Source organism: Streptomyces sp. PsTaAH-124 (genome assembly GCF_000373685.1).
Taxonomy (GTDB): Bacteria; Actinomycetota; Actinomycetes; order Streptomycetales; family Streptomycetaceae; genus Streptomyces; species Streptomyces andamanensis.
In genome coordinates this window covers 135,243-158,663 of record NZ_KB892159.1, presented here as the reverse complement: position 1 = coordinate 158,663, position 23,421 = coordinate 135,243, and the positions used below count along the sequence as shown (strand labels likewise).

Genomic DNA, 23,421 nt, shown 5'->3' with positions numbered 1-23,421 from the left:
CGAAGACGGGGGAGGCCGGGGACCGGGACGGCCCGGGACTCCCCGCCGCCGGTTAGCCCAGTTCGGCGCGCACCCGGCGGGCCGCGGCGACCAGGTTCTCCAGGGAGGCGCGGGTCTCCGGCCAGGCGCGGGTCTTCAGACCGCAGTCCGGGTTGACCCACAGCCGCTCCGCGGGGATGGCCCCGAGACCGGCGCGCAGCAGTTCGGCCGCCTCCTCCACGCTCGGCACCCGCGGCGAGTGGATGTCGTAGACACCGGGACCGGCCTCGCGCGGATAGCCGTGCGCGGCGAGTTCCCGGGCCACCTGCATGTGCGAGCGGGCCGCTTCGAGGCTGATGACATCGGCGTCGAGGTCGTCGATGGCGGCGACGATGTCCCCGAACTCGGCGTAGCACATGTGGGTGTGGACCTGGGTGTCCGGACGGACCCCGGACGTGGTGAGCCGGAACGCCTCCGTGGCCCACGCCAGATAGGCGGGCCGGTCGGCGGCGCGCAGCGGCAGCGTCTCGCGCAGCGCGGGCTCGTCCACCTGGATGACCGAAGTGCCCGCCGCCTCCAGGTCGTTCACCTCGTCGCGCAGGGCGAGGGCGACCTGCCGCGCGGTGTCGCCCAGCGGCTGGTCGTCGCGCACGAAGGACCAGGCGAGCATGGTCACCGGTCCGGTGAGCATGCCCTTGACCGGCCGGTCGGAGAGCGACTGAGCGTACGTCGTCCAGCGCACCGTCATCGGCTCGGGGCGGGAGATGTCACCGGCCAGGATCGGCGGGCGGACATAGCGGGTGCCGTACGACTGGACCCAGCCGTGCTGGGTGGCGAGGTAGCCGGTGAGCTGCTCGGCGAAGTACTGCACCATGTCGTTGCGTTCGGCCTCGCCGTGCACCAGGACGTCCAGGCCGGTCTTCTCCTGGAAGGAGATCACCTCCTGGATCTCGGCCCTGATGCGCTCCTCGTACTCGGCCGTGCCGGTCCGTCCGGCCCGCAGGTCGGCGCGGGCGGTGCGCAGCTGGGGGGTCTGCGGGAAGGAGCCGACGGTGGTGGTGGGCAGCAGCGGCAGTCCGAGCCGGGCGCGCTGGGCGGTGACCCGCTCGGCGTACGGCTGCCCGCGGCGGGCGTCCGTCTCGGTGACGGCGGCGGCGCGGGCGCGCACGGCCGGGTCGTGGGTGAGCGGGGACTGCTCGCGGGAGGCCAGGTCGGCACGGTTGGCGGCGAGTTCGGCGGCGATGGTGTCGGTGCCCCGGGCGAGGCCCTTGGCGAGGGTGACGACCTCGGCCGTCTTCTGCCGCGCGAAGGCCAGCCAGCGCAGGATCTGCGGGTCGATGTCCCGCTCCGGCGCGGTGTCCAGGGGCACATGGAGCAGGGAGCAGGACGCGGAGACGTCGACGCGGTCGGCCAGGCCCAGCAGGGTGCCGAGCACGGACAGCGAGTGCGCGAGGTCGTTGACCCAGATGTTGCGGCCGTCCACGACACCGGCGACCAGCCGCTTGCCGGGCAGCCCGCCGGCCGCGGCGAGCGCGTCCAGGTTGGCCGCTGCGGGCCCGGTGAAGTCCAGCGCGAGTCCGTCGACGGGGGCCTTGGCCAGCACCGGCAGGGCGTCGCCGAGGCGGTCGAAGTAGGACGCGACCAGCAGCCGGGGCCGGTCGGTGAGGGCGCCGAGGTCGCGGTAGGCGCGCCCGGCGGCGTTCAGCTCGGCCGGGGTCCGGTCCTGCACCAGCGCGGGCTCGTCGAGCTGCACCCATTCGGCGCCCGCCGCGCGCAGGTCGGCCAGCACCTCGGCGTACACCGGCAGCAGCCGGTCCAGCAGCGTGATCGGGTCGAAGTCGGCGGCCACGCCCGGCGCGGGCTTGGCCAGCAGCAGGTAGGTGACGGGGCCGACGAGGACCGGACGGGCCGTCAGGCCGAGCGCGAGGGCCTCCTTCAGCTCGGCGACCTGCTTGGCGGAGTCCGCCGTGAACACCGTGTCCGGGCCCAACTCCGGCACCAGATAGTGGTAGTTGGTGTCGAACCACTTGGTCATCTCCAGCGGAGCGACGTCCTGGGTGCCGCGCGCCATCGCGAAGTAGCCGTCCAGCGCGTCGGCGGCCACGGCGTCCCGGTGCCGGGCCGGGATCGCGCCCACCATGACGGTGGTGTCCAGCACGTGGTCGTAGTACGAGAAGTCGCCGGTCGGGACCTCGCCGACACCGGCCTCGGCCAGCGACTGCCAGGTGGCGCGGCGCAGTTCGGCGGCGGTGGCCCGGAGGGCGTCGGCGTCGACACGGCCCTTCCAGTAGCCCTCGACGGCCTTCTTCAGTTCCCGGTCCGGTCCCTGGCGGGGGTGGCCGTACACGGTGGCCCGTGCTGCCGCGGCTGGGGACGTGGTGGTCACGGAGATCTCCTTCGCGAGATGAATCCCTGAGATCCCGGGGACGGGACGAGAGCGCGAAGGGTCACGGCACCGGAGGGTCACGGCGTGCGGCCGTCCGTCCGATGTGTGCGCCGACCCGCCCTCGAGGTCACCGGGATGTCCGCGCGCGAGTGGTTCACGCGCGGGCAGTTGGCAGGTCTTCGGACTCGCGGGCCCGTCCTCGCCGTACCGATCCGACCGGATCCGTACGAGGGGGACACCTACTGGCCGTCGCTTCCCAGGCCCCGTCCGGGGCCCAGTGCGTATGACGGCGGTCGTTCCCGCTCACCGCTGCGGGGCAGTCCCGGATTCCCACCGGGTTCCCTCTTGCGACGCATCCCGCCTGGCGGACGGGGCGAACCAGCTGCACGGCACACCCTACGGGTCGGTTCCCGGCGGCGGGGGATCACGTCCACCATGCGGATGTCGCGCTGAGACGCGTGCACCACCCCGGCGGGCCGTACCTCTCATGGCTTTGGGCTACAGTATTTAAGTAATTGCCTAAAAGTCTTAGGGAAAACTCCACGACTCTCAGGCAGCAGGCAACAAGCAGTACCTCAGGCAGTCAGGCAGTACAGAACCGGAGCGGCCCCCATGAACCCCCCGTACGACCGGATCACCACCCCCGTCACCGCGGACCTCCTGCGCGGCTTCCTCGATCTGGAGGAGACCGCGCACGGACTGCTGCCCCACCGGCTGCCCGCCCGCGCCCGCCGCCAGATCCCCGACGCGCAGCTCGCCATGGCCGAGTCCCAGCCCTCCGGCGTACGGCTGGTCTTCCGCACCCGCGCCACGGACATCGAGCTGGACACGCTCCCCACCAAGCGCGTCTACGCCGGTGTCCCGCCGCCCGCGGACGGCGTGTACGACCTGCTGGCCGACGGCCGGCTCACCGCCCAGGCGACGGTGCCCGGCGGCAACGTCCGTGTCATCACCGACATGGTCACCCAGGCGGCCGAACTGCGGGAGGGGCCCATGGGCACCGCCCGCTTCACCGGCCTGCCCGAGGGCGACAAGGACATCGAGATCTGGCTCCCGCACACGGAGACCACCGAGCTGATCGCCCTGCGCACCGACGCCCCCGTGGAGCCGGCGCCGGACCGGGGGCGCCGGGTGTGGCTGCACCACGGCAGCTCCATCAGCCACGGCTCGAACGCCACCCATCCGACGGGCACCTGGACCGCCCTGGCCGCCGCCGGGGGCGATGTGGACCTGGTCAACCTGGGTTTCGGCGGCGGCGCGCTGCTCGACCCGTTCACCGCCCGCGCGATGCGCGACACCCCGGCCGACCTGATCAGCGTCAAGATCGGCATCAACATCGTCAACGGCGACGTGATGCGGCTGCGTGCCTTCGGTCCCGCGGTGCACGGCTTCCTCGACACGGTCCGCGAGGGCCATCCGACCGCTCCGCTGCTGGTCGTCTCGCCCCTGCTGTGCCCGGTCCAAGAGGACACGCCCGGCCCCCTGATGTCCGACTTCACGGACGGCACCCTGCGCTTCCGGGCCACCGGCGACCCGGCCGAACGCGCCGCCGGACGCCTCACGCTCACCGTGATCCGCGCCGAGCTGGCCCGGATCGTCGCCGAGCGGCAGGCCGACGACCCGCACCTGTACCACCTCGACGGCCGTGAGCTGTACGGCGAGCGGGACCACGCCGAGTTCCCGCTGCCGGACGGGATCCACCCCGGCCCGGAGGCCCACCACCGCATCGCCCACCACTTCACCCGGCTCGCCTTCGGCGCGGGCGGCCCGTTCGCGGCCGTGACCGCGTGACCGGGTGACCGGGCTAGGCGATCAGCCGATGCCCGTACCCGTACCCGCAGTCGTCTCCGCCCCCGCCCCCGCCCCCGGCGGGAGCTGGACCGTCATGACCAGATGGCAGCTCCCGGTGCCGGACCCGCGGTAGGTGTGCGGGAGGTCGCCGCGGAAGGCGGCCGTCTGCCCGGCGGCGACGGGGTGTTCGGTGCCGTCGACGACGAGGACCATCCGGCCGTGGGTCACACTGACGGTCTCCATGACCCCGGCCTGGTGCGGATGGCTCGGGTACTCCTCGCCGGGTTCGAGCCGCCAGCGCCAGACCTCGACCGGCGCCGCCCCCGGGGTGGTGAGCATCAGCCGGGCCTCGCCGCCGTGCTCGCCGGACCACAGCGGAGCGACGTCCTCGGCGGCCACGACGCGCACCCGCTCCTCGCCCGGCCCCTCCACCAGCGCGGAGACCGGGACACCGAGGGTGTCGGCCAGCCGGACCAGGGTGGCGAAGTTCGGATTGCCCTGGGCCTTCTCCAGGCCGACCAGGGCTCCCTTGCTGACCTGGGCGCGGCGGCCGAGTTCGTCCAGGGACAGCCCGGCGCGGGTGCGGGCCGTGCGCACGTTGTGCGCGAGCGTCCGCAGGGCCGCCTCTGTCTCGGCCATCCGATCACCTCTCTGCGACTGTCTCTACGACCGGCCACTGCCGGTCGGTACATCGGACCGTACGGTCATTCGGTTGACATATCCCGGTCGGTCCGTTGTACGGTCTGGTCGTTCCACTGATGGTAAGGGATGGACCGTGATCGCTCTGCTGCTGGCCCTGGGCAGTTCTCTCGCCTACGGCTGCGCCGACTTCCTCGGCGGCCTCGGCGCCCGCAAGGCCCATGTGCTGCGCACCGTGCTGGTCGCGGCCCCGGCCTCGCTCGCGGTCGAGCTGCTGCTGTGGCCGGTGCTCGGCGCCTCGTTCAGCCCGGCCGCCCTGGGCTGGGGCGCCGCCTCCGGTGTCGCCTCGGCCCTGGCGTTCGCCCTGCTCTACCGGACCCTGGCGATCGGTCCGATGAACGTACTGTCCCCGGTGACCGCGCTGGTGTCCGCCGCGCTGCCGGTGACCGTGGGCCTGCTCCAGGGCGAGCACCTGGCCGCGGCCGGACTGATCGGACTTCCCCTCGCGCTCGTCGCGGTCGTCCTGGTCAGCGCCGGGCCCGGTGCCGGGCCCGCGCGCCCTTCCCGTACGGCACTGCTGCTGGCCCTCGGCGCGGGCGCCGCCATCGCCGTCCAACTGGTCTGCCTGCACCAGACGCCGTCCGGCAGCGGTGTGGCCCCGCTGATCACCGGGCGGGCGGTCTCCTCGGCCGTCGTCCTGGCCGCGGCCGGGATCCTGCGCCGCAGGCTCGGCCCGCAGCGGCCCGCGTACGCGCTGTCGGCGGCGGCGGGCGCGCTGGACTCCGTGGCGAACCTGCTGTTCCTGTGCGCCGCCCGCAGCGGTGACCTGAGCGTCGTCGCCGTGATCACCGCCCTCTATCCGGCGGGCACCGTCCTGCTCGCCCGGGGCGTCCTCGCCGAACGGGTCCACCGCACCCAGCTCGTCGGGCTGGGCGCCGCCGCCGTCGCGGTCAGCCTGCTCGCCCTGGCCTGACCCGCCGCCGCGGCGCCCTGCGTGAACCGGGCGAGCAGGGCGCCGGAGAGTTCGGTCTCGGCGGGGGAGCAGTCGACGCCGGCCGCCGAATAGGCCGCCCGCTCGTGCTCGCCGTCCGCCGACTCCAGGTGTGCGTACGGTCATCAGCGGCGGCGCCTCCTCCGCACTCGCCTGCTCGTACTCCCGCCGCGGCAGCGGCCCCGCCGCCGTCCGAACCGACGACCTCTCCGGCCCGCGCCGGGCTCCAGGTCCGCCCGAATCTGCTCGAATCCGAGCGGATCAGCCCGAACCGGGCAATGAAGTCCTTCATTTCACGATTCCGGGGCCGGTGACCGTCTCCGGGCGGGGCCGACGCCGTCGCCCGCGGGCCGTTGCGTCGGCGCCGCCCTACGCCTCCGGCACCCGCCAGCCGGTCTCGGCCGCCCAGAGTTCGGCCGCCCCCATCAGCACCTCCGTGGCCGGCGCCTTGATCTGCCCGTAGTCCGCGAGGTCCGGAACGCTCTGGGCCAGACGCCTCTTGAACGCTCCCCAGGAGCGCCGGGCGGTGTCGTCGGCTCGCAGGTAGTCCCGGAAGAGCAGGGCGAAGCGGACGTTCGGGCCGCCCGCCTCCCGCAGGTGCACATTGCACCGCCGGGCGCCGACCGGCGGCGCGAACACCAGCTTGCGGCACTCCTGGCCGCCCGAGACCTCGGTGCGGTTCCAGGGCTCGGGGCGGCGACGGAAGCCGATCGCCGCGAGCAGCGCGGTCTGCCGGTCCGCGTCGACGGCTCCCACGCGGACCTGGACGTCCACGCAGTCCTTGGCGGCCAGACCCGGCACCGAGGTGGAGCCGACATGGTCCACCGCCAGGGCATGCCCTCCCAGCGCCTCGCGCAGGACCCCGGCCAACCGCTCGAAATCCACGGGCCATTGCGGCCGGTAGTCCAGCACCGCCACGGGAGCCGTCTCATCGGGAAAGGGCATGCCTCCATCATGCCGGAGGGGGACTCGCCCCTTCGACGACTGGGTCACAGGTCCTATTGAGTAGCTGCGGACGATGTGCGGCTGTCGCTGGCGTCTGCGGAAGAAGCGGCGACAGATGCCGCGCGTCCACCACCAAATCGCTCACACCCCACCGGCGACCCAGAACCCAAACCGTTTCGGCTCAATAACGCTCCAGGGTGAGGACGGCTTTGGCGATGTACGTCATGCGGTACGGACGGCAGTGGGACCTGGTGCCCCGTGCCGCCGCCAAGGCCCGGTTGACGGTCTTCTCGGCAGGGGTGAGTTCCTGCGGGGGGCCTGCGCTTGATGCCCGTGGTCAGCTACGGATCGCCTCCCTGGTAGGCGAGATCGGCCAGGAGGGGAACGCCTTGGCGCTCGCAGATGCGGATGATCCGGTGGGTACGAGGGCGGTCAGGCCGTGGGCGCGGCCCGCCGGGACAGGTGAAGCCACAGCAGTCGGCCGCCCGGATCGGTGACCACCTGTGCGTTCACTCCGTGTCGACGACGTTTGTGAGAGTGGTCCGCGCGTGAGTCGCCGACCCGGCCGTACTCGGCGAGGGTGCCGTCCAGCAGGACGAAGTCGGGGTCGGCCTCGCGCACGACTTTCGGTGGACCTGGCGCGCGACGGGCGAGCAGGTAAGCGACTGTGCTGGCGTAGGCGTGGGTGGTGGACTCGCTGATCCCGAACCCGGCAGCGATCTTTGCCAGGGTTGTGTACTCGCGCATGGGCGATGAGCACGGTGACCCACTCCACGCGTGCATGCGGCAGATCGAGTGCGGCAGGATCGATGGCTAACGAGGCCCCTGAGCAGTGTGGTTGAGACGTCAGACATCTCGATCGACTGCCCTGGGGCCTCGCTCGTTGCGCTTGACGGGCGTCGCCTGATCGGGGCCCGGTTCGAAGAAGCTCACTGTGGCCGGTCCTGCTGCTTACCGGTCACAGTGTCCCTGCGCAACCTGTCGGTCTGCCCTTCCGAGTTGCATTCCCACCTATATCCACCCGGAGACCGAGTGAGCCCTGCCGCAGGCGACATCTTGTTCTAAGCGGGTATTATTCAGGTGTCTAATGCCAAGATGGAAATGGCGCCCATATGGCATAAATTTTTACTTGGAAGGGTGATCAGTAGTGAGCCATGACCTGTTTCTGGGGATGCCCTAGTGCCTCACCAACGGCTTTGAGTTCGCCGTCCGTCAACCACGAGCGGCCCGGGTTCCACACTGAGATGTCAAACCGGGCGAGACCGCACGGGTCACGGTAGATGAGGTCGTTCAAGGAGAGTTCGACGCCACAGCATGGAATGATGACGTCCAGCAAATCCGTTTCGCGGATTTGACTTATCTGGTCGCCCAGCCACGTTCTGTCGAGGACCGAGCTGCACCGCGGGCAGGACACCTGGTCAAATCGACTGCCGCAATCGATGAACATGATCTTGTCATGCCATGTTGCTTTGACTCCGTCATGTCCCGGCGCCAGTAGCTCCAGCGTCTTCACTGCTCTGTTCGCGGCCTCTTGAGAGGGCTGCCACTGTGGGTCCGTCGGAAAAACCGACAGTACGTCGTCGCTCAAGTGCGTTCCCTGCTGCTTCGGCGTGTGTGTGACTTGGATGCCGGCAATGCCATTATCGGCGAACAGATTCCTGATGGCCACCGAGGTCTCTTCTTCGGCAACGTGCCGCGTGATGGCGGTTTTGGCGCCTACGGCCTTTACCGCAGCAAGCTGACGGTTTGCTTGATCGACCATACTCTGAGCACCCTTGAAGTCCGGTCTGAATCTTCCGTTCTTGACAGCCCAAGCGTAGTTCTCCCCCTTTGCATCCAAAAGAACGCCGTCCTTGTATCCATCAAATTTGACGAACCCGCGTTCGTTCGGCGTTCCATGAATCACATAGCCGAAGCCTACCGGAATGCCTGTGATCTGCTCTTCGTAGGCGACAGCTGCGGGCTTGTCCTTTGCTTCGTCCTTCACCCACTGCCAGACTCCAGAGCCTCCCGTCTCGACCCAACAGCGCTTCCGGGCGATGGTGATGCGTATGAGGCTGACTGCCTTGCACGCCCCACGCAGTGCATCCAGCGCCTTCGTGCCGATACTGGCCAGAACCTCTTCAGGCAGCCCGAGAGTGCGCAGAGCGATCCATGCGTCTTCACAATCGATCCCGGTCCTTGCGGCTGCGTCCAATGCCTTGACTGCGTCCGCGATGGGTCTGATGACTCTGCCCGCGAAGAGAGACGCAACGTCCACGGCTGCCCAGGCGCATCCGCCCCAACTGCCGTTCTCACCGCCAGTGCTGAACTTGATCGGGTGATGTCGGAGCCGTTCGCCTGGCGGCGGCTGGTCCGCGCCGGTAGCCCTGGACTGTGAGACACGCACAGGGTGGCGGGTTGACCGATGCCGGGAGGGTCGCACGATGTTCGGGATGCTGTCCGTTCTCGCCGAGCTCCAGCGGGAGCTGATCGTGGCGAACACGAACGACGGGCTCGCCTCCGCACGGGCCCGCGGCCGGATTGGCGGACGTCGGCCCAAGCTCACCAAGGACCAGGCCGCGCCCGCCCAACGGCTCTGCGACGAACGAGAGAAGCCCCTTCCGCGGCAACCGAAGAAGACCACCACCGCGAAGCCCAGTTAGCTACCGACGGGTCACTTGTTCCCTGGTGTCTGAGCCAGGACTTCGGAGCCGAGTACACGTACGGCGGGCGCCGCGCCGACAGCACGCTCAACTAAGGCGGGATCACGCACTTCCGGCTCACCGGCCATGGCCTGACGGCCGCGAAGATGGCGCGCGCCGCCGAGCTGGTTGCGCCGGTCGAGTACACGGCTGAGCTCGGCGAGCGGTACCCGGTCGACGCGGTGGCCGTGTACGAGCTGCCCGACGGCTCCCGGGACGTCGTCATCGTGAATTCCGGGCCCAACCAGGACGGCACAGTCGACGCGATCAGCGGCCAGCTCAACAGCCAGATGATCCGGGTCGCGCTCGACGAGCTGGGCCCGCTCGCCGTTCTCCCGGCGATGCCCCTCGCCGAGTTCACGGACGCCTGGGCCGTCGTTCACGGACGTCTGGGCCATCTTCGACCGCACCCGCCGGGGCGGAGATCGCTCGCGTGACCGGCCCGGACGCTGACGCGCGCGCCACAGTCGAGAGGGATCCCGCAGCCGGGCCCGTGTCCCGCCGGGAGTCGCCGCCCGAGGCTCCCTGCGCGCTCTGCCGCGTACCCCCCTAGCAGCTCCCTCCCGGCCTGGGTGCAGCACCGCCTGCACCCAGGCCGGCCCGTTCCCAGCAGTTCTACTGGCCTCAAGATCGCCAAGAACGTGGCTGGACGGCCCGCTGGCGCTAGAAGAGGTGGCCCGCCATGTGGTGCCAGTTGTTGACGGCCTGAGCAAGTTGGGTCGAGGCACCGGCGGCCTCGGTGATTGCCGCGAGGCTTCGTGGCCGGTCCGCCGCAGGGCCGGTCGCCTCGCCCGGCCGCTCCTGCCCCCCCTTTTCGGGCCGCGGCCGCATGCTGATGGGCCCGCACGGTCGTGGAGCCGACGCACACGATGGTCCCTCGACTGTGCCGGTGGCATCGCAGTGCTGTGGGGCATGGGCCGGGAGCCGGTACCGGATTCCGTCGGCCGACCAGCGGCGGAAGCGTTCGTAGACCGTCTTCCACGGCCCGTACCGCTCCGGCAGGTCCCGCCAGTCCGCCACCGTGGACACCTTCCACAAGATGCCGTTGACCACCTGACGACGGTCCTGTACCGGTCTGCCCATCCTCGACGGAGCCGGCATGGTCCGATCACCGCCCACGACTCATCGGTCAGCTCATGACGACGCACCACGAACAGGCCAACTGACCAACCGCGTCGCGGACATGACCTAGTCCATGGACAGTTCCATCGGCCGGGACGGCACCGCGTCGAGCGTCGCGAGGGTCTCGGTGTCCAGGTCGATCGTGCCCGCGGCGATGTTCGCCTCCAGGTGTGCGGGGTCCGCGGTGCCGGGGATGAGGAGGATGTTCGGGGCGTGCCGGAGGAGCCAGGCGAGGCCGATCTGCGAGGGGGTGCGGTCCAGGGTGCGGGCGGCGGTGAGGACGGCGGGCTCGTCGGTCACCTTCGGCAGGCCCGGGAAGGCGCCGCCGAGCGGGAAGTACGGCACCCAGGCGATGTCCTCGGACAGGCAGAGCCGCAGCATGTCCTCGTCGCCGCGCGCCACGAGGCTGTAGGCGTTCTGTACGCAGGCCAGGCCGACCGGGAGCGCCCGGCGCAGCTCGTCGGCGCCGACGTTGCTGATCCCGATGCTGCCGATCTTGCCCTCGTCGCGCAGGGCGGTCATCTCGGCGAGCTGGTCGTCGAGGCCGACCACCTGGTCGCCCTCGGCCCGCAGTCCGGGGCCGGTGGCGGCGCGGCGCAGGTTGACCAGCGGGAGCTGTTCGAGGCCGAGGCCCGCGAGGTCGGCCTCGACGCCCGCGCGCAGTTCCTCGGGGCGCTGGGCGAGCCGGAGCGGGAAGCGGCCGCCGGGGTCGGGGGCGGCGCCGACCTTGCTGACGACGAGGACGCCGTCCTCGGGGCGGATCGCCTCGCGGACGACGTCGTTGACGAAGCCCTCGCCGTAGAACCCGGCGGTGTCGATGTGGTCGACGCCGAGTTCGACCGCGCGGCGGAGCAGGGCGACGGCGGCGGCGCGGTCGGTGCGCAGGCGTTCGAGCTGCATGGCTCCGTAGCCGACGCGGGAGACGGTGCGGCCGGCGAGCGGAGCGGCCCCGCCCGCGCGGGGCGCGCCGGTGGCCGTGGTCTCGGAGTGCGGGGTGGAGGACGTCATGGGGGTGCCGTTCTCGTGCGACGATGAGACAAGCGGAGGAGCCTCCGCTCTGCGACTGTAGCACTACCGGAGGAGCCTCCGTTTTGACCGCGACCGAGCCGCCGTCCCCCGACCGCGCGCATCCGCCCACGTCCGCCGCCCAGGGCCCCGAGCACCCGCCCGTCCCCGGCCGTCCCGCCCGCGCCGACGCGCGGCGCAACCGCGAACGGCTGCTGGCCGCCGCCCGCACCGCGTTCGCCGCCGCCGAGGACGGCACCGTCCCGCTGGAGGCCGTCGCCCGCGCGGCGGGCGTGGGCATCGGCACGCTCTACCGGCATTTCCCCACCCGCGAGGCGCTGGTCGAGGCCGTCTACGCCGCCGAACTCGACGAGGTCACCGCGAGCGCGGACACCCTGCTCGCCGCTCTCGCGGCCCCGGCGGCGCTGCGGGCCTGGATGGACCGCTACGCGGCGTTCGTCGCCGCCAAGCGCGGGGTCATCGGCACCCTCCGCGCCGGCTGGGCCGCGGGGACCATCGCCACGCCGGCCACCCGGGAGCGCCTCACCGCCTCGATCGCGTCCGTCCTCGCGGCCGGGGCCGAGGCGGGCTCGCTGCGCGCGGACGTCGAACCCGACGACGTCCTCACCATGCTGCTCGGCGTCTTCTTCGCCGCGCCCGTCGAGAACACACCCGAGCGCACCGGCCGCCTGCTCGATCTGATCGTCGACGCGCTCCGCCCGTAGGAGGCACCCGCACACCGGACCGGCGAGAACTCGGTGGCCCCGCCGGTCCGTCGCGGACGACCATGCCGCACATGAGCGACGAACCCGAGCGATGGACGCAGGCGACCGTCCACCCCGACATGTGGGCCGATCCCGACGACGACCCGCGCGGCAGCGGCGGCTCCGGCCCGGAGGGCGAACGCGCCACCCTGCTGGACTTCCTGGCGCACTACCGCGCGACGCTGCGGATGAAGTGCGAGGGCCTGGACGCCGAGCAGCTGGCCCGCCGGTCGGTGCCGCCCTCGTCGATGTCGCTGCTCGGTCTCGTACGGCACCTCGCCGAGGTGGAGCGGGACTGGCACAACTGGATCCGCGCGGGCGACCCGCTCCCGAAGCTGTACGGCGTGCGCGACGCGGACTTCGACGGAGCCGTCGGCGAACCGGGCGCCGTGGAGGCCGCGTTCGCCGATCTGGCGCGCGAACAGGCCGCGGCCGACGCCGCCTTGGCGGCCCATCCGGACCTCGGCGAGCGCGTGGGCGCGGACCGGATCGCGGTACGGGAACTGATGGTCCACCGGATCGAGGAGTACGCCCACCACTGCGGCCACGCCGATCTGCTGCGCGAGCGCGTGGACGGGCGGGTGGGCCAGTGACGGCGGCTCTCAGGCCGCCCGGACGCAGAAGGGGTGGCCGGCCGGGTCGGTGAGGACCCGCCACCGGTCGGGGCGCGGCTGATGCTCTGGCCTGCCCGCACCCAGCGCCAGCAGCCGGGCCTCCGCCTCGTCCAGGTCGCCCTCGGCCGTGAAACAGAGGTGGAGCTGCTGCGGTACGGCCGCTTCGGGCCAGGTCGGGGGCCGGTGCCCGGCGACCCGCTGGAAGCCGAGGGCCACCGCGCCCGCCCGGTCGAGAGCGGCGTAGTCGGCGTTCGACGCCGGATGCAGCGCCGCACCGGTGGCCGCGCGGTAGAACTCCGCCAGGGCCAGGGGGTCCGGGCAGTCGAGAGTGACCGTGTCCCACGTCATCCGCAGCGGCGCGTCCGCCGTGTCCGGGGCCGGACCGAGGCGGGAGCGGAGGGTGCGGGCGAAGTCCTCGGCGCGGGAGAGCTGGGTGCGCAGGGTGCCGACCTGCTCGGCGGCGCTCCGCTCGTAGCCGCGCACCCGCGCCAGCAGGGCCGCGCGCTCCTCGCCCCGCGGGGCGGGGACGGCGTCGAGGCGGTCGGTGGCGTCGAGCAGGTCGCGCATCTGCTCCAGGGTGAAACCGAGCGGCTTCATCCGGCGGATCACCATCAGCCGGGCGACGTCCGTCTCGGTGTACAGCCGGAAACCGCCCTGGGAGCGGGCCGAGGGGACGACGAGTCCGCTCTCCTCGTAGTGGCGGATCGTGCGCAGGGACAGCTCGGTGCGCGCGGCGACCTCGCCGATCTGCATATAGGTGCCGTCCACGTGCGTCTCTTCGCCTCTCTGCCTCTCCGGCTCCCCGGCTCTGCGATCTCTACCCTAACGTTAGGGTAGAGTCCCGTCCCCTCTCCCCGAACACGACAGGTAGTACGCCTTTGTCCTCCCCCGCGCCCGCGCCCTCGTCCCGCCGCTCGCCCGCAGCCCTGCTGCGCGGGCCCGGCAGGCCCTCCTGGCCGGCCCCGGCGGTGCTGCGCACCGAGACGCTGGCGGGCCTCGTCGTCGGTCTGGCGCTGATCCCGGAGGCGATCTCCTTCTCCGTGATCGCCGGTGTCGACCCGAAGGTCGGCCTCTACGCGGCGTGCATCATGGCCATGGTGATCGCCTTCGTCGGCGGCCGGCCCGCGATGATCTCCGCCGCCACCGGCGCGGTCGCGCTCGTCGTCGCACCCGTGGTCCGCGCCCACGGCCTCGGGTACCTGATCGCCACCGTCATCCTGGCCGGTGTCCTCCAGATGATCCTCGGCGGGCTCGGGGTGGCCAGGCTGATGCGGTTCGTGCCGCGCAGCGTGATGGTGGGCTTCGTCAACGCGCTGGGCATCCTGCTGTTCACCGCGCAGATCCCCCACCTCAGGGATGTGCCCTGGGCGGTGTATCCGCTGGTCGCCGCCGGTCTCGCCCTGATGGTGCTGTTCCCGGGGCTGACCCGGGCGGTGCCCGCGCCGCTGGTGGCCATCGCGGTCCTCACGGTGATCACCGTCGCCGCCGGGATCGCCGTGCCGACCGTCGGCGACCAGGGCACCCTGCCCTCCTCGCTCCCGGTCCCCGGCCTGCCCGACGTGCCGTTCACCTGGCACACCCTCACCGTGATCGCCCCGTACGCCTTCGCCATGGCGCTGGTGGGGCTCATGGAGTCGATGATGACCGCGAAGCTGGTCGACGACCTCACCGACACCCCCTCGGACAAGACCCGCGAGGCGGTCGGCCAGGGCATCGCCAACATCGTGACCGGCTTCTTCGGCGGCATGGGCGGCTGCGGCATGATCGGCCAGACCATGATCAATGTGAAGAGCGGCGCCCGGACCCGGCTCTCCACCTTCCTCGCCGGGTTCTTCCTGCTCGTCCTGTGCATCGCGCTCGGCCCGGTGGTCTCCACGATCCCCATGGCGGCCCTCGTCGCCGTCATGATCCTGGTCGCCGTCGGCACCTTCGACTGGCACTCGGTCCGGCCCGCCACCCTGCGGCGCATGCCCCTGGGCGAGAGCGCCGTCATGGTCGTCACCGTCGTCGTGGTCGTCGCCACCGGCAATCTGTCCATCGGCGTCGTGGTCGGCTCGCTCACCGCCATGGCCGTCTTCGCCCGGCGCGTCGCCCGCCTCACCGAGGTCACCTCGGTCACCGACCCGGACGGCACCCGGGTCGTCCACACGGTGAGCGGCCAGCTCTTCTTCGCCTCCGCCGACGAACTGGTGGGCCGCTTCGACTACGCGGGCGACCCGGACAAGGTGGTCATCGACCTCAGCGGCACCCACATCTGGGACGCGTCCTCCGTCGCGGCCCTGGACGCCGTCGAGACCAAGTACGCCCAGCGGGGCAAGAGTGTCGAGGTCATCGGCCTGAACGACGCCGGCAGCGCCCTGCGCGGACGGCTCAGCGGCGCGTTCGCCGCCCAGCACTGAACGAAGGGCCGGGACCGCCGCCCCGCGCCGGAGTCAGGACGCGGCGGCCGAGCCCTGCCCCCGCCGGTCCAGCTCGGCGGCCATCCGGCGCAGGGCCGTGCGGTTGGCGCGCCGCATGACGGCCCGGACGAGCGGGGCCAGCAGGCGGTCGGCGAGCGGGGCGCGCGACCAGGCGTAGGTGAAGGCGACGCGGCTGCCGCCGGTGCCCAGCGGCTCGACGGTGTAGGTGCCGCGGGCCAGCCGCCGGCCGCCCGCGCTGACGTTGCGTTCGACGATGCGCCGCGGCCGGTCGGCCTCGACGACCTCGATGGCGACGTCGGCCCGCGAACCGGCCAGCGCCGCGGTGACCGTGGCGCGCGACCCGATGCCGCGGTCCGGGCCGTCGTAGCGCCAGTGCGTCAGGTAGTGGTCGGTGAAGCGCTCGTGGTGCGCCATGACATCGAGGAAGTCGTAGACCTGCTCGGGCGTCTGCGGTACGTCGGTCGACACGGTGACAGACTGCATGTACCACACGGTACATGCGCCGCGCGCCGATGGGTACACTCGCGGCGTGACGGATGGTGCGGCAGGGGAAGCGGCCGAGGCGGCGGGCGGCGCGGACGGCCGGGGCGCGGCGGACCCGCGCCGGGGGAGCCGGGCCGGACACGGCACGGACGAGGACCGGCGCGCGAGGCTGGTGGACGCCGCCGCCGACCATGTCGCGGTGCACGGCATCGCGGAGCTGAGCCTGCGCGGCCTGGGCGCCGCGATCGGGGTCAGCCACCGCATGCTGATCCACTACTTCGGTTCCAAGGAGCGGCTGTTCGCCGAGATCGTACGGACCTCGGAGCAGCGTCAGCGCGCCCTGCTGGCGCGCTCCCGCCCGGCGCCCGGCCTGCCGCCCGCCGAGGTCGCGCGGCGGCTGTGGCGGCGGCTGGCGGACCCCTCGGCGGCCGGTCAGGAACGGCTCTTCTTCGAACTGTGCGGGCACGCGCTGCGGGGCCGCGCCGAGGCCGCCGCCTTCGCCGAGGGGTTCGTGGCGGACTGGCTGGAGCCGCTGGCGGCCGCCGAGACGGCCGCGGGAGCCGACCCGGCCACGGCCCGCGCCCGCGCCCGGCTCGGGCTCGCCACCGTCCGCGGCCTGCTGCTCGACCTGCTCGTCACCGGCGACCGCGCCGCCGTCGACGCCGCGATGGAGGAGTTCCTGCGGCTCTACTACGGCCCCGAGTGACCCGCTGGGGGCCCGCTCGCTCGCTTCCCCCGCGCCCGGACCCCGGCCTCAGGCGGCCGGTGCGCCGAACGCCCGCGCCGCCTCGAACATCGCCCCGGCGGCCCGCTCCACGCTGATCTGGCCGTTGCCCGCCACGATGTGCAGCCCGTAGGCGTCCTCCAGCGCGACCAGGTTCAGGGCCGCCGTCGCCGGGTCCAGGGTCAGCCGGAACACCCCGGCGTCCGCGCCGCGCTCCAGCACGGCCCGGTACGTGGCCAGTTGCCGTTCGTACATCGACTCCACCAGCGTGGTGTGCAGCGGTGAGCTCCCCGCGACCACGTCGAACTCGTACAGCAGACGCATCAGCGCGTCGTCCGGGCCGGTCGGCAGCCCGGCGCGGATCGTCTCCCCGAGCAGCAGCGCCGGGTCGCCGATCGTGTCCCGCAGCGCGTCCCGCCGGTCGCACAGGCGCTCCATGCCCGCCCGGTACGCCTCGCTGAGCAGGGCGTCGAGGTCGTCGTAGTAGTACAGGACGGCCCCCCGGGTCAGCCCCGCCCGGCGTGCCACGTCCGCGAGCGAGAGGGAGCGCAGTCCGGTCCGCGCGGTCGTGTCGATGACCGCCTGGATGAGGTGGGCGCGGCGTTCTTCCTGGTTCTTCGGGCGCGGCATGCCCTTGACAGTAGCCCAGAACGTCATGACACTCGACCCATTCTTTGACGCCGATGACAAATAAAGCGCGTACCGTCTCGGCACCCCCGCGCCGCCCGTCCGCGGCCACGCACCGGACCCCCCCGTCCGTGGCAGGCACCAGAACCGAGGACCACCATGCTCGACACCCTGATCACCGGCGCCCGTGTACGCACCTTCGACGCCGCCCGCCCCTGGGCCGGCGCCGTCGGCGTCACCGGCGGCCGGATCTCGTACGTGGGCGACGCGGCGGACGCCCCCGCGGCCCGCGAGCACCGCCGCCTGGACGGCGGCCTGATCACCCCCGGCATCATCGACAGCCACAACCACCTGCTGCTCGGCTTCGACCCGGACGCCGTCAGTCTGGAGGGCGCCGACACCCTCGACGAGGTGCGCGCCCGCATCGCCGCACTCGCCGCCGCCCGCCCCGACCTGACCTGGATCTGCGCCGAGAACGCCGTGTACTCGGTGGTCCCCGGCCGCCGCCCCGCCGCCCGCGACCTGGCCGGACTCACCTCCCGCCCCGTCTTCGTCACCACCTACGACCAGCACTCGGTGTGGCTCAACGACGCCGCCGTCACCGCCCTGCGCCTGGACGAGGGCGGCGACATCCCCTGGGGTCGGCCCGAACGCGACGCCGCGGGTCGCGCCACCGGCTGGGTCACCGACTTCTACACCAGCGCCATGACCACGGCGGGCCTGGCCGGACTCCAGCGCGACATCCCCATGTACGCGCCCGAGCGCCGCTACCGCAAACTGCTGGGCTCCCTGGAGATGGCCACCGCCGCCGGCATCACCACTGTGGTGGAACCGCAGGTCCCGCTCGCCGAGATCGACCTGTTCCGGCGGGCCCGGGACGAGGGCCGTCTCAGCTCCCGCGTGATCGCCGCGCTCTTCCACCCCATGGGCTCCGACGGCGCGTTCCGGCAGCGGCTGCGCGAGGCGGCCGACGCCGCGCCCGGCGGCGACCGCCTCGCCTTCGGCCCCGTCAAGCTCTATGCCGACGACGTCGTCGAACCCCACAACGCCTGGCTGCTGGACGACTACGCCAACCGCCCCGGCCACCGCGGCCACCCCTCCGCGCCGCTCGGCGAACTCACCGAGGCCGTCACCGAACTCGACCGCCTGGGCTTCCAGACCCACACCCACGCCACCGGCGACGGCGGCATCCGCCTGGCCCTGGACGCCATCGAGCACGCCACCCGCGCCAACGGCACCCGCGACCGCCGCCACGGCATCGTGCACGTCGAGTGCCTCGCCCCCGAGGACCTGCCGCGCTTCGCCCGGCTCGGGGTCACCGCCGCCATGCAGCCGCGCCACTGCTCCCCGGACCTGGTGGCCGGCACCTGGATGGAGAACATCGGCGAGGCCCGCTGGGACCGCGCCTGGCGGCTGCGCTCGCTCATGGCCTCCGGCGCCCATGTCGCCCTCTCCAGTGACTGGCAGGTCGGCGAGATGGACCCGCTGATCGGCGTCTACTCGGCCCTCACCCGGGCCGGGCTCGACGGCCGGGACGCCTGGACCCCGGCGGAGCGCCTGGGCCTCGACGAGACGCTGCGCGGCTACACGGCCGAGGGCGCCTGGGCCTGGCACCGCGAGCACGAGTACGGTGTCATCCGCGAGGGCGCCCACGCCGACCTCGTCGCCTGGTCCGCCGACCTCTACGCCCTCGAATCCGATCCCGCGGCCCTGCTCCAGCAGCGGGCCGAGATCACCTGGGTGGGCGGCGAGATCGTCCACGAGGCCGCCACCGCACGCCCCGCCCCCGCCCACCACGGCGCGCTCACCTCCTGCTCCGCCCACGCCGACGGAGGACACGCCCATGCCTGACAGCACACCCGGTGCCGCCACCGGCACCACCGGCACCACCGGCCGCACCCGGCACACCGCCCCGGACCGGGAACCGGCCCCGGACGGCCCGGACACCGCGGACGCCCCGGACGCCCCGGACACCGAGGGCGGCGCCGGACTGCGCCGCACCCTCAAGCTGCGCCACATCGTCTTCCTCGGCCTCGCCTTCATGGCGCCGCTGGCCGTGTTCGACACCTTCGGCCTGGTCTCCGAGCAGACCGGCGGCCATGTGCCGCTCGCCTATCTGGCGGTCCTCGTCGCGGTCGGGCTCACCGCGCTCAGCTACGCCCGGATGGCCCGCCGCATCACCTCCGCCGGGTCCGTCTACACCTACGCGGGCAAGGCGCTCGGCGCCCCCGTGGGCTTTCTGGTCGGCTGGTCCGCCACCCTGGACTACGTCCTGCTGCCCATGCTCAACGCCCTGCTCGCCGCGATCTACATGGGCGCCGTGCTGCCCGCCGTCCCGGCCTGGGTGTGGGTGCTGTCCACCGTGGTGGTCTGCACGGCGCTCAACCTGGTGGGCGTGCGGATGGCCGCCAAGGTCAATGTGGCGCTCGTGATCGTCCAGGCGGGCGTGGCCGTGGCGTTCCTGGTGTTCGCGGTGCGCGCCATCACCACCCACGGACGCTCCTTCGGCACCGCCGGGTTCGACCTGACCACGGTGCCGGTGACCGACCTGCTCGGCGGCGCCTCCCTGCTGGCCCTGTCCTTCCTGGGCTTCGACGCCGTCTCCACGCTCTCCGAGGAGGCCGAGCGCCCGCACCGGGACATCCCGCGCGCCATCCTGCTCATCGTGGCCGCCGCCGGGGTGTTCTTCCTGGCCGTCACCTACGCCATGCAGACGCTCTTCCCGGACGTCTCCGCGGTCGGGGACATCGTGGGCGCCTCGCCGGAGATCGCGAAGTACATCGGCGGGGCCGCCTTCCAGGCCGTGTTCGTGGGCGGCTATCTCACCGCGGTCCTCGGCTGCGGCCTCACCCAGCAGATGAGCGCGGCACGGCTGCTGTACGCCATGGGCCGCGACGGCATGCTGCCGCGCGGCGTCTTCGGACGGCTCGACGCGCGCACCGGTGTGCCCGCCGTGAACGTCCTCGTCGTGGGAGCGGTCGCCGCCTCCGCCGTCTTCCTGGACCTCGGCAGCGCCGCCTCACTGATCAACTTCGGTGCCTATGTGGCGTTCGCCGCGGTGAACCTCGCGGTCATCGGGTTCTGGGTGCGCGACCGGCGCGCGGGACGGCCCGAGGCCCGCGGACTCGGCGCCGCCGTCCTGCAACTGCTGCTGCCCGTCCTCGGGTTCGCCGTCAACGTGGCCCTCTGGGTCAGCCTGGACACCCCGGCCAAGGTGGTGGGCGCCGTCTGGGCGCTGGTGGGCGTGGGCATCCTCGCGCTGCGCACCGGCGGATTCCGCCGCCCGGTGCGGGCACCCGACCTGGCGGAGTGAGGGCGGGGCGGAGTGAGGGCGGGGGACCGGCGCGGGGACGCTCGGGGCGCGGGAGCGGCCCTGCGCCCGCCGCCGTCCCCGCCGGGCGCGGTCGTGGAGCACCCGGCCGGACGCCCGGCGGCCGCCCCGCTACCCGCCCTGCACAGAGGCGCGCAGGGCCGACACCCCGTAGCCGTCCGTCTGGAGCCCGCGCAGGGACTTCGACACGGTGAAGGCGAGCGTCGGGACGTACACCGGGACCGCCGCGGCCTGCTCCATCACCCGGCGGTCCACGGCCGCCCAACGGGCCCCGGCGGTACGGAGGTCCGGGGCGGCGTCGGCGTGGTCGACGGCCCCGTCGACGCCCGCGTCCGCGAGCCGGGACCAGTTGACGTGCCCGAGGCCCTGGGCGCTGTGCGCGCTGAAGTAGTCCGGCAGCAGGGACGAGCCGACGGGAAGGGAGGCGGTGAGGGCCTCGGAGCCGAACACGTCGTACGAGGCCGTCTCCTGGTAGAACTTCTCGGGCGCCACGGCCAGCAGGGTGACCGCGAACCCGGCCTCCTCGAGGGCCTGCCGCACGGTCTCCGCCTGGGCGGCGCCGTGGAACTGGTCCGAGCGGTAGGCCACCGTCAGCTTCTGGCCGGTCCTGCCCGCCCGGTCGAGCAGGGCGCGGGCCGCGGCCGGGTCGCCGTCGTCCCCGGCCCCGAACACGTCGAAGCCCCGGGAGCCCGCGACACCGGGCGGCAGCAGATGATGGGTGACCGTGCCCGACACCCCCGAGGCGCGCAGCACCTGCCCGGCGGGGATCGCGGTGGCGACCGCCCTGCGGACCGCCGGGTCGGTCAGGCGCCGGGTGTTGACGAAGTAGCTCCGCGCGTACCACGCCGGGGCCGTGAGGGTCCGCAGCCGCGCGTCCGCCGGGACGCTGTCCCGGCCGAGCGGACCGCCGGTGAAGGTCATCACCGGCACGCCCGACTCCGCCAGCGACAGCAGGGTCTTCCCGGCGGTCGAGGCGTCGCCGGTGCTCTCGACGGTGAACCGGTCGGGGTACGCCGTGCGCAGCGGGTCGCTGTCCGGCTGCCAGCGCGGGTTGCGCGCCAGCTCGACCGTGCCCTTGCCGCCCGACAGGTCCGCCTTCGTGATCCGGTACGGCCCGGTGGTGGGCGGTGCCTGCGCCGACGGCGGCTTCCCGGTCCAGGAGCGGGGCACCGGCACCCCGGAGGGGCCGGAGAGGGCGACGCCGAAGTCGGCGCAGGGCGCGGCCAGGCGGAAGACGACCGTGCGGTCGTCCGGGGTGCCGACCGCCCCGGAGGGCAGCTCGGCGCCGCTCATCCGCTCGGCGCCCGACAGGCCGAGCAGGCGGCGGCGCATCAGGTCGTCGTTGGTGCTGAACGCCGGGTCGAGGGTGCGTTCCACCGCGTGCGCGAAGTCCCCGGCGCGCACCGGCTCGCCGGTGTCGTAGCGCAGCCCCGGCTTCAGGCGGAACGTCCAGGTGCGGCCGCCGTCGCTCACCGCGCCCGGACCGTCGGCGAGGTCGCCGACGAGGCGTACGGTGCCGTCCGGCAGCGTCTTGAGACCGGTGAGGCTCCGATAGGCGAGCTGGCTCAGCTTGACGTCGCCCGCGGCCTGCGCGTCGCCCGGGTCGACCGTGGTGAGGGAGGACTCCACGACCGCGATCCGCCCGCCGCGCCGGGCGCCGTTCACCGCCGGGGCCGGGCCCCTGGAGTCCGCGGCCGTGCCCTCGGTGAGGGTCTCGGGGTGCGCGGCGGGCGCCACGGTGCCGGCCGTGCCGTCGAAGCCGCCGCCGCCCGCCGCACCGCCGCCGCCCGTGTCCCGCCACGGCTGGACGACGGCGAGCGCGGCGGCGAGGGCACCCGCGGCGACGGCCGCGGCGGCCGCCGCCCACAGGCGGCGGCGCGCGGGCCGGACCGGTGCGGGGCCGGTGCGCCGGGGCGGCGCGAGGACGTAGGAGGTGGCGGATGCGGGCCTCGCCTCGGCGGGCGGGTCCTCGGCATCCGGGGCCTCGGCACCCAGGGGCGCCGCGGGCGCGGGCACCGGGGGCCGTGCCGCCTCGGGGGCGCGGCGGGCCAGTGCGTCGAGCGCCGTCGCGGCGGCCGTCGCGTCCGGCCGGTCCGCCGGGCCCTTGGCCAGCAGCCGCAGCAGCAACTCGTCCCAGGCGGCGCCGAGTCCGGGCCGCAGCTCGGAGGGGCGCCGTACCTCCTCGTGCACATGGCTGTACATCAGGACGGCCGCCGCGGAGGCGCCCGTGAACGGCGTGGTCCCGGTCAGCGTCTCGTACAGCGTGCAGCCCAGCGAGTACAGGTCGCCCGCACCCGTGTCCCCGCCGCCGGTGAACCGCTCGGGCGCCATGTAGTGCAGGGTGCCCACGGGCGCGTCCGTGGTCGCGGTCAGATGTCCGGCACCGGTCCTGGCGTCGATGAACTTCGCGACGCCGAAGTCCAGTACCTTGACGGTCCCTTCGGCGGTGACCATCACGTTGGGCGGTTTGATGTCGCGGTGCACGATGCCCGCACGGTGGGCCGCCACGAGGGCCCGGCACACCTGGGCCGCGGTCTCCGCCGCCCGCGCGGGCTCCATCGGGCCGTAGGTGTCGAGGAGTTCGCGCAGGGTGCGCCCCGACAGCAGCGGCATCACCAGATACGGCGTGTCGCCGTCCGCGCTGTGGTCGAAGACGGGGACGACGTACGAGCTCTCCAGTGCCGCGGCGGCGCGCGCCTCGCGGACGAACATGCCGAGGAACCGGGCCCGTTCCCCCTCGCTCAGGCCCGCCGGTACGCTCAGCAGCTTCACGGCGACCTGCCGGTCGAGCCGTGTGTCCGTGGCCCGCCACACGACGCCCATGCCTCCGGCGCCGATCCGTTCGCGCAGGGTGTAACGCCCCCCGAGGACCGCGCCGTTGTCCATCTCCGTGCTCCCCCAAGCGCCGCCTGCCGT

18 protein-coding genes, 4 pseudogenes and 1 riboswitch are annotated in these 23,421 nt (G+C 73.0%); of the genes and pseudogenes, 10 read left to right on the top strand and 12 right to left on the bottom strand.

The window, feature by feature from the left end:
• Positions 1 to 52 precede the first annotated feature (52 nt).
• On the bottom strand, positions 53 to 2,365 hold the full coding sequence (gene metE / locus B086_RS0105170) for a 5-methyltetrahydropteroyltriglutamate--homocysteine S-methyltransferase (RefSeq protein ID WP_018565339.1): 2,313 nt from the start codon (positions 2,363 to 2,365) through the stop codon (positions 53 to 55).
• 152 nt (positions 2,366 to 2,517) lie between these two features.
• A riboswitch (cobalamin riboswitch) is annotated at positions 2,518 to 2,763 on the bottom strand.
• Positions 2,764 to 2,977: 214 nt separating this feature from the next.
• Between metE and B086_RS0105165 the strand changes: the two genes are divergently transcribed.
• Positions 2,978 to 4,156 (top strand): SGNH/GDSL hydrolase family protein, encoded by a 1,179-nt coding sequence (locus B086_RS0105165; RefSeq protein ID WP_018565338.1) that lies wholly within the window; start codon positions 2,978 to 2,980, stop codon positions 4,154 to 4,156.
• 21 nt (positions 4,157 to 4,177) lie between these two features.
• On the opposite strand, the gene B086_RS39195 is transcribed toward B086_RS0105165, so the two are convergent.
• The gene (locus tag B086_RS39195) at positions 4,178 to 4,795 is read right to left on the bottom strand and encodes a helix-turn-helix domain-containing protein (protein ID WP_018565337.1); all 618 of its coding nucleotides are present in this window, start codon (positions 4,793 to 4,795) and stop codon (positions 4,178 to 4,180) included.
• A 136-nt stretch (positions 4,796 to 4,931) separates the two neighbouring features.
• On the opposite strand from B086_RS39195, the gene B086_RS0105155 reads away from it, so the two are divergent.
• Complete coding sequence (locus tag B086_RS0105155) at positions 4,932 to 5,768, top strand: EamA family transporter (RefSeq protein WP_018565336.1); 837 nt, start codon at positions 4,932 to 4,934, stop codon at positions 5,766 to 5,768.
• Positions 5,769 to 6,155: 387 nt separating this feature from the next.
• Here B086_RS0105155 and B086_RS0105150 read toward each other — a convergent pair whose 3' ends face one another.
• The 3 genes and pseudogenes from B086_RS0105150 to B086_RS44510 form a co-directional block, all read right to left on the bottom strand.
• The gene (locus B086_RS0105150; protein WP_037872823.1) at positions 6,156 to 6,731 is read right to left on the bottom strand and encodes a GrpB family protein; all 576 of its coding nucleotides are present in this window, start codon (positions 6,729 to 6,731) and stop codon (positions 6,156 to 6,158) included.
• 181 nt (positions 6,732 to 6,912) lie between these two features.
• Positions 6,913 to 7,475, bottom strand: a pseudogene (locus B086_RS39190) (transposase family protein); the annotation flags it as partial.
• Positions 7,476 to 7,872: 397 nt separating this feature from the next.
• Entirely contained in the window at positions 7,873 to 8,928 is a 1,056-nt protein-coding gene (locus B086_RS44510) for a Tox-REase-5 domain-containing protein (protein WP_234029251.1), read from the bottom strand.
• Positions 8,929 to 9,100: 172 nt separating this feature from the next.
• Between B086_RS44510 and B086_RS46055 the strand changes: the two genes are divergently transcribed.
• Complete coding sequence (locus B086_RS46055; RefSeq protein WP_324604225.1) at positions 9,101 to 9,376, top strand: recombinase family protein; 276 nt, start codon at positions 9,101 to 9,103, stop codon at positions 9,374 to 9,376.
• Positions 9,377 to 9,522: 146 nt separating this feature from the next.
• On the top strand, positions 9,523 to 9,852 hold the full coding sequence (locus B086_RS46180; protein ID WP_018565331.1) for a hypothetical protein: 330 nt from the start codon (positions 9,523 to 9,525) through the stop codon (positions 9,850 to 9,852).
• Positions 9,853 to 10,192: 340 nt separating this feature from the next.
• Here B086_RS46180 and B086_RS39180 read toward each other — a convergent pair.
• Both B086_RS39180 and B086_RS0105115 read right to left on the bottom strand, forming a co-directional pair.
• A pseudogene (locus B086_RS39180) lies at positions 10,193 to 10,572 on the bottom strand (transposase); the annotation flags it as partial.
• Between the two features lie 31 nt (positions 10,573 to 10,603).
• Entirely contained in the window at positions 10,604 to 11,545 is a 942-nt protein-coding gene (locus B086_RS0105115; protein WP_018565330.1) for an aldo/keto reductase, read from the bottom strand.
• An 83-nt stretch (positions 11,546 to 11,628) separates the two neighbouring features.
• Between B086_RS0105115 and B086_RS0105110 the strand changes: the two genes are divergently transcribed.
• The gene (locus B086_RS0105110; RefSeq protein WP_018565329.1) at positions 11,629 to 12,267 is read left to right on the top strand and encodes a TetR/AcrR family transcriptional regulator; all 639 of its coding nucleotides are present in this window, start codon (positions 11,629 to 11,631) and stop codon (positions 12,265 to 12,267) included.
• A 62-nt stretch (positions 12,268 to 12,329) separates the two neighbouring features.
• Positions 12,330 to 12,899, top strand: coding sequence for a DUF664 domain-containing protein (locus B086_RS0105105; RefSeq protein ID WP_018565328.1), 570 nt, complete (start codon positions 12,330 to 12,332; stop codon positions 12,897 to 12,899).
• Positions 12,900 to 12,908: 9 nt separating this feature from the next.
• Here B086_RS0105105 and B086_RS42570 read toward each other — a convergent pair.
• Together B086_RS42570 and B086_RS39175 are read right to left on the bottom strand one after the other, a co-directional pair.
• Positions 12,909 to 13,193: pseudogene (locus B086_RS42570) on the bottom strand (VOC family protein); the annotation flags it as partial.
• Positions 13,194 to 13,295: 102 nt separating this feature from the next.
• Positions 13,296 to 13,688 (bottom strand): annotated as a pseudogene (locus B086_RS39175) (MerR family transcriptional regulator); the annotation flags it as partial.
• Positions 13,689 to 13,798: 110 nt separating this feature from the next.
• Here B086_RS39175 and B086_RS0105095 point away from each other — a divergent pair.
• A complete protein-coding gene (locus B086_RS0105095) occupies positions 13,799 to 15,319 on the top strand; it encodes a SulP family inorganic anion transporter (protein WP_018565326.1) in 1,521 nt (506 codons plus the stop codon).
• A gap of 33 nt (positions 15,320 to 15,352) precedes the next feature.
• Here B086_RS0105095 and B086_RS0105090 read toward each other — a convergent pair whose 3' ends face one another.
• Complete coding sequence (locus tag B086_RS0105090) at positions 15,353 to 15,823, bottom strand: SRPBCC family protein (protein ID WP_018565325.1); 471 nt, start codon at positions 15,821 to 15,823, stop codon at positions 15,353 to 15,355.
• 46 nt (positions 15,824 to 15,869) lie between these two features.
• Between B086_RS0105090 and B086_RS39170 the strand changes: the two genes are divergently transcribed.
• The gene (locus tag B086_RS39170) at positions 15,870 to 16,529 is read left to right on the top strand and encodes a TetR/AcrR family transcriptional regulator (protein WP_018565324.1); all 660 of its coding nucleotides are present in this window, start codon (positions 15,870 to 15,872) and stop codon (positions 16,527 to 16,529) included.
• Positions 16,530 to 16,577: 48 nt separating this feature from the next.
• Here the strand turns inward: B086_RS39170 and B086_RS39165 are convergent, their stop codons facing one another.
• Entirely contained in the window at positions 16,578 to 17,177 is a 600-nt protein-coding gene (locus B086_RS39165; RefSeq protein ID WP_018565323.1) for a TetR/AcrR family transcriptional regulator, read from the bottom strand.
• 156 nt (positions 17,178 to 17,333) lie between these two features.
• On the opposite strand from B086_RS39165, the gene B086_RS0105075 reads away from it, so the two are divergent.
• Both B086_RS0105075 and B086_RS0105070 read left to right on the top strand, forming a co-directional pair.
• The gene (locus B086_RS0105075) at positions 17,334 to 19,025 is read left to right on the top strand and encodes an amidohydrolase (protein ID WP_018565322.1); all 1,692 of its coding nucleotides are present in this window, start codon (positions 17,334 to 17,336) and stop codon (positions 19,023 to 19,025) included.
• Entirely contained in the window at positions 19,018 to 20,487 is a 1,470-nt protein-coding gene (locus B086_RS0105070) for an APC family permease (RefSeq protein WP_018565321.1), read from the top strand. Before B086_RS0105075 ends, B086_RS0105070 begins: the two co-directional genes overlap by 8 nt.
• Positions 20,488 to 20,616: 129 nt before the next feature.
• On the opposite strand, the gene B086_RS41835 is transcribed toward B086_RS0105070, so the two are convergent.
• Positions 20,617 to 23,391, bottom strand: coding sequence for a protein kinase domain-containing protein (locus B086_RS41835; RefSeq protein WP_018565320.1), 2,775 nt, complete (start codon positions 23,389 to 23,391; stop codon positions 20,617 to 20,619).
• Positions 23,392 to 23,421: the final 30 nt, after the last annotated feature.

Bases quoted from the DNA above. Each gene is read 5' to 3' on its own strand.
- B086_RS39195 (WP_018565337.1), bottom strand. From the start codon at position 4,795: ATGGCCGAGACAGAGGCGGCCCTGCGGACGCTCGCGCACAACGTGCGC.
- B086_RS0105115 (WP_018565330.1), bottom strand. From the start codon at position 11,545: ATGACGTCCTCCACCCCGCACTCCGAGACCACGGCCACCGGCGCGCCC.
- B086_RS0105150 (WP_037872823.1), bottom strand. From the start codon at position 6,731: ATGCCCTTTCCCGATGAGACGGCTCCCGTGGCGGTGCTGGACTACCGG.
- B086_RS0105165 (WP_018565338.1), top strand. From the start codon at position 2,978: ATGAACCCCCCGTACGACCGGATCACCACCCCCGTCACCGCGGACCTC.
- B086_RS0105090 (WP_018565325.1), bottom strand. From the start codon at position 15,823: ATGCAGTCTGTCACCGTGTCGACCGACGTACCGCAGACGCCCGAGCAG.
- B086_RS0105105 (WP_018565328.1), top strand. From the start codon at position 12,330: ATGCCGCACATGAGCGACGAACCCGAGCGATGGACGCAGGCGACCGTC.
- B086_RS39165 (WP_018565323.1), bottom strand. From the start codon at position 17,177: ATGCCGCGCCCGAAGAACCAGGAAGAACGCCGCGCCCACCTCATCCAG.
- B086_RS46180 (WP_018565331.1), top strand. From the start codon at position 9,523: ATGGCGCGCGCCGCCGAGCTGGTTGCGCCGGTCGAGTACACGGCTGAG.
- B086_RS0105075 (WP_018565322.1), top strand. From the start codon at position 17,334: ATGCTCGACACCCTGATCACCGGCGCCCGTGTACGCACCTTCGACGCC.
- B086_RS0105070 (WP_018565321.1), top strand. From the start codon at position 19,018: ATGCCTGACAGCACACCCGGTGCCGCCACCGGCACCACCGGCACCACC.
- B086_RS41835 (WP_018565320.1), bottom strand. From the start codon at position 23,391: ATGGACAACGGCGCGGTCCTCGGGGGGCGTTACACCCTGCGCGAACGG.